Source organism: Pseudomonas protegens CHA0, from assembly GCF_000397205.1.
Taxonomy (GTDB): domain Bacteria; phylum Pseudomonadota; class Gammaproteobacteria; order Pseudomonadales; family Pseudomonadaceae; genus Aquipseudomonas; species Aquipseudomonas protegens.
The window spans coordinates 2399671-2406521 of the sequence record NC_021237.1 but is presented as its reverse complement, the minus strand read 5'-3'; the positions used below and the strand labels follow the sequence as shown (position 1 = coordinate 2406521).

The window sequence follows — 6851 nt, the reverse complement described above, 5'->3', positions numbered from 1 at the left end:
CTTGTAACCTGCCTGAGAATTCGGAAACGGTTGAAGAGAACGTCCTTGTTTCAGATGCAACCTTTCACCGGCGCCCCGCTGCCCGGACGGGCGACAAGCGCCGCTGCCAGGCACCGCGCGGGGCTGTCGCGCCGTTGCGCAAAAAGCACCAGGGACAGTGAGCCCGCCAGGCTTGCTGGCAGCTCGCAGACGCTAAAACATCCGCCGCAGCGGGGCTGACATGGGAAGCCGGGACATGGCGCGGGGCCTGTCCCGCTGAGGTACCACGGCCCGCGCCGGCCCTGGGGCCGGCGCGGGGAAAAGCACTTGCAGCGGCCTCAGAGACGCCGCTGGCGCTTGAGCTGGGGGATGGTGGTGGCGGGGATTTCCAGGCGCTGCAACTGGCCCAGGGTATGGGCCGCCAGCGCCGCCAGGGTCGGCTGGCTGAACAACAGGCGGGCATCGGCGTGCAGGCCTTCCTGGCGCATCCGCGCCACCAGGCTGACCGCCAGCAGGGAATGCCCGCCCAGTTCGAAGAAGTGGTCGTGGCGCCCTACCCGCTCCACTTGCAGCACCTCGGCCCAGAGCCGCGCCAGGGTGGTTTCAAGCGGCCCCTGGGGCGGCTCGAAATCGCGGCTCAGCACCGCTTCCAGGCCCGGCTCCGGCAGTGCATCGCGCGCCAGCTTGCCGTTGGCGCTCAGGGGCAGCGCCGCCAGTTGCACATAGGCTGCCGGCACCATGTACTCCGGCAGACGCTCCAGGACATGGGCCCGCAGCGCCTCGATCCCAGGCGCCGCCACCCCGGGGTGCAGGCTGAAATAGGCCACCAGGCGCTCGCCACGCATCAGCACCGCCACCTCGCGCAGGGCCGGGTGGCTGGCCAGCCGCGCCTCGATTTCCCCCAGCTCCAGGCGCAGGCCCCGCAGCTTGACCTGGAAGTCGTTGCGTCCGAGGAACTCCAGGTCGCCGTCAGCGTTGTAGCGCACCCGGTCACCGCTGCGGTACAGCCGGTCGCCGGCGACGAAGGGGCTGTCGATAAAGCGCTCGGCCTGCAACTGCGGCAAGCCCAGGTAACCCCGGGCAACCCCGACCCCGCCAATGTGCAGCTGGCCGCTGACGCCCTGGGGCACCGGCTGGTCATGGGCATCCAGCACATACAGCCGGGTGTTGGTGATGGCCTTGCCGATGGGCAGTTGTACCTGCGGCACCGCTGCCCCTGGCTCCAGGGTCCAGGCGCTGCTGTCCACGGTGGCCTCGGTGGGGCCGTAGACGTTGTGCAAACGGGCTCCGGGCAGGCGCTGGCGGAACAGCCGGGCAATCGCCTCGGTCAGCTCGCCGCCGCCGCAGAACACATCGGTCAGGCTGTGGCACTGGCCGGCCTCTTCCAGTTGCAGAAATTGCAGGAGCATGGCCGGCACGAACTTGATCATGCTCACCTGCTCCTCGCGCACCAATTGCGCCAGATACAACGGATCGCGCTGGCCGTCGGGCCGCGCCAGCAACAGGCGCATGCCCGTGACCAGGGGCCAGAACAGCTCCCAGACCGAGCCGTCGAAACTGAACGGTGCCTTTTGCAGCAGGGTGCCCCGGGCCCGCTCGCCACACAGCTGCGAACTCCAGTGCATCAGGTTGCCCAGGCCGCGGTGCTCCACCATCACCCCCTTGGGTGTACCGGTGGAACCCGAGGTGTAGATCACGTAGGCCAGGTGCGAAACCGTCAGCCCTGCCACCACGGGATCATGCTGCGGCGCCTGCTCCCAGGTACTGCGGTCGAAGTCGATCAGCGACAGGGGCAGCGGGCCCAGCAGCTCGCGGGTCGGCTGGTGCACCAGCACCGCCAGTGGCTGGCTGTCCTGCACCAGGTAGCGCAGGCGCTCCAGCGGGTAGTCCGGGTCCAGGGGCACATAGGCACCGCCGGCCTTGAGGATGCCCAACAGGCCGATCAGCAGTTCCGGGCTGCGCTGCACGCAGAGCCCGACTCGCACATCCGGCCCCACACCCTGCTCGCGCAGGTAATGGGCCAGCTGGTTAGCGCGCTGGTTGAGCTGCCGGTAGCTCAGTTGCCGCGCGCCGGCCTGCAGTGCAATGGCCTCGGGCGTGCGCCGCACCTGGGCCTCGAACAGGGCATGCAGGGTCAGCTCCCGCGGGTATTGCGAACGGGTGGCATTGAGCGTTTGCAGCAGGTAGCGCGACTCCACCGGCGGCAGGATCGACAGGCTGTGCAACGGCGTCTGCGGCGCCTGTTCCAGGGCCAGCACCAGCGCTTCGAGAGCGGTGTTCAGGTAGCCCAGCAGGCGTTGCGCGCCGATCCGCCACGGGGCCCGGCAGCCCAGGCGGAAACCCGGTTCCAGGTCGTCCACCGCCAGCATCAGCGGGTAGCTGAGCACCTCTTCGCTGCTCAGCAACTCGACCCCAGGCAAACCCTGCAACAGGTCGCCGCCGAGGTTGTGGCGATAGTTGAGCAAGGCATTGAACAGCGGGGTCGGCGCCGCCACCGCGCTGCAGCGCTGGGCCAGGGACAGCGGCGCCTGCTCGTGGGCGAGCAAGGCACTGAGGCGCTGCTGGGCCTGGCCCAGCCCCTCGGCCACCGTCAGCCCCGCCAGCTCCAGGCGCAGTGGCAAGGTGTTGATGAACATGCCCAGGGCCCGATCGGCCCCCGCCCCGGCTTGCAGGCGGCCCAGCAATACACTGCCGAAGAGCACGTCCTCACGGCCGCTGGTACGCCCCAGTACCAGGGCCCAGGCCAGGTGAAACAGGCTGGCGGCGCTGACCCCGAGCTGGCGCACCTGGGTTCGCAGGCGCTGGCCAAGCTCGGCTTCCAGCAGGCCGCTGGCGTGTTGCAGGTCCAGATGTTCCCCGGGCCGTTCCTGTAGTTCGAAGGCCAGGGTCGGCTCGTCCACCGTGCCCAGGCCGGCCTCGAAGAACGCCTTGTGGGCGGCCTGCCCCTGGCGCGTGCGAGCCACGTAGTCACGGTAGGCATAGGCCGGCGCCAGGCTGGCTTGCCAGCCTTGCACATGGGCGGCGATTTCCGCCAGCAGCACCGCGGTACTGGTGGCGTCGTTGACCAGGTGATGGAAGCGCAGCAGGCCGATCCAGCGCCCATTGGCCCGGTCCTCGGCCCAGGCCAGGGCCAGCATCGGCGCCTGGCGGATATCCAGCGGGTTGTGCTGCGGGTCGAAGTGCTCGCGCAGTCGCTCCGCTACATGGCCGCCGGGCCCGGCCTGCCATTCTTGAACCGTCAGCCGGGCCTGGCGCCAGACCACCTGCAGCGGCTGCTCCAGCACGTCCCAGACCAGGCTGGTGCGCAGGATGTCGTGGCGCTCGATCACTGCCTGCAGCGCCAGGGCGAAGGCGTCCAGGTCCTCGCGCCGGGCGAAGGCGAACAGCGCGTGCTGCTGGTAGGGATCGCGGGCGGCGGTCATGTGGTGATAGAGCAGGCCCTCCTGCAACGGCGCCAGGGGGTAGATGTCCTGCACATTGGCAGCGCCGCCGGGGATGCAGGCCACCACCCGGTCGATGCTGTCCTGGTCCAGCTCCACCAAGGGCAGCATCGCCGGGGTGATGCGCTGGCAGTCGGGCGGAATGCGGTTGGCCGGGACCTCGACGACCTGCCCGGTGCTCACCGCCGCAGCGAGACTGGCCAGGGTCGGCTGGCCGAACAGCACCCGCACATCGGCCTGCAGGCCGGCCTGGGCCATGCGCTGGATCAGTTGCAGGGCCAGCAGCGAATGTCCGCCCAGTTCGAAGAAGTGATCGTGGCGGCCCACCTGCTCCACCTGCAGCAGCTCGCTCCAGAGCCCGGCCAGGGTGATTTCCAGCGGGCCCTGGGGCGCCTCGTAGGCGCGGCTGATCAGGTCCTCGGGCCCCGGCGCCGGCAGCGCCCGGCGGTCCAGCTTGCCGTTGCCGGTCAGCGGCCAGGCGTCGAGCGGTACGTAGGCCATGGGCAACATGTACTCCGGCAACTGCTGGCGCAGAAATTCCCGCAGTTGCAGGGCCGTGACCGCCTGGCGCGGAATGAACCAGGCCAGCAACTGGCCGTCCCGGGCCTGGACCAGCGCCTCGCGCACTGCCGGGTGATCCCCCAGGCGGGTCTCGATTTCCCCCAGCTCGATGCGCAGGCCGCGGATCTTCACCTGATCGTCGTTGCGCCCCAGGTATTCCAGGCTGCCGTCCTCCCGCCAGCGAGCCAGGTCGCCGCTGCGGTACATGCGCGCGCCGGGACGGTCGCTGAAGGGGTCCGCAAGGAAGCGTCCGGCGTTCATCCCATCGCGGTTGAGGTAACCCCGGGCCACCCCGCCACCGCCCACATAGAGCTCGCCGGGCACGCCGATGGGCAGCAGTTGCTGCTGTTCATCCAGCAGGTAGATCCGGGTATTGGCGATGGGCCGGCCGATATGCAGGGCCTGCCCGGCCTCGATGGCCCCGGAAGTGGCGACCACCGTGGCCTCGGTGGGGCCGTAGTTGTTGATCACGGCAAACCCGGGGTCAGCAGGCAACTGGCGCAGGCGGTCGCCGCCGATCAGCAAGGTGCGCAGGGTCGGGTGGCCCAGTTGCTGGCTGAGGGCGTACTCGGCCACCGGGGTCGGCAGAAAGCTCACCTCCAGCGGCTGGGCGCGCCACCAGGCCAGCAGGCGGTCCAGCTCCTCGGGGCCGTCGCTGACCGGCGCCAGGTGCAGGGTCGCCCCGGCGCACAGGGCCGGCCAGACTTCCCAGGCCATGGCATCGAAGCCGAAACCGGCAAGGCATGAGGTGTGGCTGCCAGCCTGGAGGTCGAAAGCCCGGCCATGCCAGTCCACCAGGTTCGACAGGCTCTGGTGCTCCACCATCACGCCCTTGGGCTGGCCGGTGGAGCCGGAGGTGTAGATCACGTAGGCCAGGTGCTCGGCGGTCAGCCCGGCGGCCTCGGCAATCTCGCCCGGGCCGTCCAGCCACTGGCCGTTGTCGAGGTCGATCAGCGGCACGTTCAGCGTCGGCAGGCACTGGCGCAGGGCGCCCTGGGTCAACACCGCCCGCGGCGCGCTGTCGTGCAGCAGGAAGGCCAGGCGCTCAGCCGGATGGGCCGGGTCCAGGGGTACATAGCCCGCGCCGGCCTTGAGAATCGCCAGCAGCCCCACCAGGGTTTCCGGGCTGCGCCGGGCGACGATGGCCACCCGCGCATCCGGCCCCACTCCCAGCTCGCGCAGGTGCAGGGCCAGGGCGTTGGCCCGGCGGTCGAGCTGTTCATAGCTGAGGGCCTGGCCCTGGGCGACCAGGGCAATGGCCTGGGGCGTGCGCCGGGCCCAGGCTGCGACCCGGGCGTGAATCCGCTGTTCGGCGGCGGCTGGCTGTTCGTTGGCGTTCCAGGCCTGCAAGCGGCGCAGCTCGGCGGCAGGCAGCAGGGAGAAGCGGGCCACCGGCAGTTGCACATTGTCCAGCCCCTGCTCCAGCACATGCAGCAGGCGCGCGGCCAGGGCCTCGATTTCCTCGGGCTGGAAATACGCCGAGTCGTAGACGTAGTGCATCCAGGCGCTGTCATCGAAGCTGTTGCTGCGCAGGTGGATGGCCAGGGGCGTGGGCTCGTGGCGGTTGGAGACTTTCACCGACGAGGCCGCCGCCTCGCCGTAGCGGTAGTCCAGGTCTTCCAGTTCGTAGGACAGCGACAGCTCGAACAGCTGCGCGCGGTCTTCGCGCAGCAGGCCGAGGGCGCGGTTGAGTTCGCTCAGGGGAAAGCGCTGATGGCGGAAGTCCTGTTTCAGTACATCGCGCACCGCCCCCACCAGGGCCTCGAAGCTCAGTTCGCGGCCGAAGTCCATGCGCACCGCGCTGACTTGGGTGAAGGAACCCAGGGTCACCTTGAAGGCCGCATTGGGGCGGTTCAGCACCGGCATGCCCAGGACCCATTCGTCCCGTTGCAGGGTGCGGGTGAAGTACACATGCAGCGCCGCCAGCAGCACATGAAAGGCCGAGGCCCCGGTGCTCTTGCCCAGGGCCTTCATGCGTTCGTGCAAGGCCGCGGGGAACGCCTGGACCAGGGTCGCCCCCGGGGTCGCGGCGTCGGCGGCGGGCCGGTAGCGCGGGCGCAGCACCGGCTCCGGCAGGCTCTGGTACTTGTCCAGCCAGTAGTCGCGGTCCCGCGCATAGCGGCTGGACTGGTGGTAGCGGGCGTCGTCCTCGATGAAGTCGACAAAGGACGGCGCCGTGGCCTGGGGCTCCTCGCCGCTGGCCAGGGCGCTGTAGAGCCCGCCCAGGGACTGGGACAGCTGGGCGAACCCCCAGCCGTCGAGGATCAGGTGATGGGCCTCGACTTCCATCAGGTGATGCTCGGGGCCCACCCGGAACAGCGAGAAGCGGCACAGCCGTTCGCCGTCGAGCTTGAACGCCTGCTGCATCTGCCGGCGGATCTGCGCCTGGGCCGCCGCCAGCGGATCGGCCGCCGCGGACAGGTCATGGAACACCAGCTCCACCGGCCACTGCCGGTCGAAGTGCTGCAAGGGCAGGCCGTCGACGCTGCCCTCCAGGGACAGCACCGTGCGCAGCACGTCGTGCTTGTCCACCAGCAGCTCCACGGTGCGCTGCATCAGCTCGGGCCGGAACGGCCCCTTGAGCACGGCATAGCCGCCGATGTTGTACAGCGGCGAGTCGCCCCGGCTCAGTTGGTCGAGCCAGATATCGCGCTGCCCGGCGGTCAGCGGCAGGCCCCGGGCCTGTACCGGACCGGCGTTCATGCGCGCCCCCGGGCGGGGTGCCCGGCCCATGGCGGGCAGTGGCTGGCTGGGGTGACTGGCGCGACGAAAGCGCCCACGGCTGCGGCGGAAAAATGCGTCATAAGATCCTTCTCATGTGATGGGCCCGGGCACCGGCGTCCGCGGATTTAAGCATCGGCCCCAGGGCCT

General features: G+C 69.8%; 1 protein-coding gene. It reads right to left on the bottom strand.

Features of this window, described 5'->3' with window-relative positions:
- Nucleotides 1-317 precede the first annotated feature (317 nt).
- Entirely contained in the window at nt 318-6683 is a 6366-nt protein-coding gene (gene ofaA, locus PFLCHA0_RS10955) for an orfamide A non-ribosomal peptide synthetase OfaA (RefSeq protein ID WP_015634933.1), read from the bottom strand.
- Nucleotides 6684-6851: the final 168 nt, after the last annotated feature.

What these genes read in the sequence shown, in the direction of transcription:
- ofaA (WP_015634933.1), bottom strand. Translation starts at nt 6,683, where the DNA reads ATGAACGCCGGTCCGGTACAGGCCCGGGGCCTGCCGCTGACCGCCGGG.